Genomic DNA, 1,014 nt, shown 5'->3' with positions numbered 1-1,014 from the left:
GCGCTGGGCATCAAGCGCGGCGACTACGTCATCCGCGTCAACAACCGCAAGGTGCTGGATGGCGTGCTGGAGGCGATCGGCCTTGGCGGCGAGGAGAATGCCGGCCGCCGGCTGACGGTGTTGCGTGCGATCGACAAGCTCGACAAGCTCGGGCCGGAAGGCGTGAAGCTTTTGCTTGGCCCGGGCCGCTGGGACGGCGGCAAGGAGGGCGAAGGCGACTTCGCCAAGGGCGCCGGGTTGAACAATGGGCAAGCCGAGGCGGTTCTTCTCGCGACTGCGAGGACTATACAGGCCGGCCAGGATTCCATGGTCAGTTCGAACGCGATCTACCAGGAAGGCGTCGGCGAACTCGCCACGATTGAAGCGCTGGTCAGGGCGGCCGGATATGGCGAAGACCGGATTGCCATGGACCGCTCGGTCGTGCGCGGCCTCGAATACTACACCGGCCCTGTCTTCGAGGCCGAGCTTCTGGCCGAAATCCCCAACGAAGACGGCCAGATCGTGCGCTTCGGTTCGGTCGGTGGCGGCGGGCGCTACGATGGCCTCGTCTCGCGCTTTCGCGGCGAGCCGGTGCCGGCGACCGGTTTTTCCATCGGCGTCTCCAGGCTGATGACCGCGCTGAAGAACCTCGGCAAGCTCGATGCCTCGGACGTGATTGCGCCGGTCGTCGTGCTGGTGATGGACAAGGACACCGACAGCCTCGGCCGCTACCAGAAGATGGTGGCGGAGCTGCGCGCCGCCGGCATTCGGTCCGAAATGTATCTCGGCGGCGCCGGCATGAAGGCGCAGCTCAAATATGCCGACCGCCGCGGCTGTCCGGTCGCCATCATCCAGGGCGGCGACGAGCGCGCCAAGGGCGAGCTGCAGATCAAGGATTTGATCGAAGGCGCGCGCATGTCGGCCGAAATATCAGACAACGCCGAATGGCGCGCGGCGCGCCCGGCGCAGGTGACCGTGGCGGAGGGCGAGCTGGTCGCCGAGGTGAGGAAGATTTTGGCGGCGCAGGCCGAGGAG

1 protein-coding gene is annotated in these 1,014 nt (G+C 66.6%); it reads left to right on the top strand.

The window, feature by feature from the left end:
* The coding region (locus EN925_RS37225) for a HisS family protein (RefSeq protein ID WP_164894730.1) at positions 1–1,014 on the top strand (1,014 nt) is incomplete at both ends.

This window comes from Mesorhizobium sp. M7A.F.Ca.US.006.04.2.1, assembly GCF_004022915.1.
Lineage (GTDB): Bacteria > Pseudomonadota > Alphaproteobacteria > Rhizobiales > Rhizobiaceae > Mesorhizobium > Mesorhizobium ciceri.
Note: the sequence above shows the minus strand (reverse complement) of the source record. Positions and strands in the feature narration are given on the sequence as shown.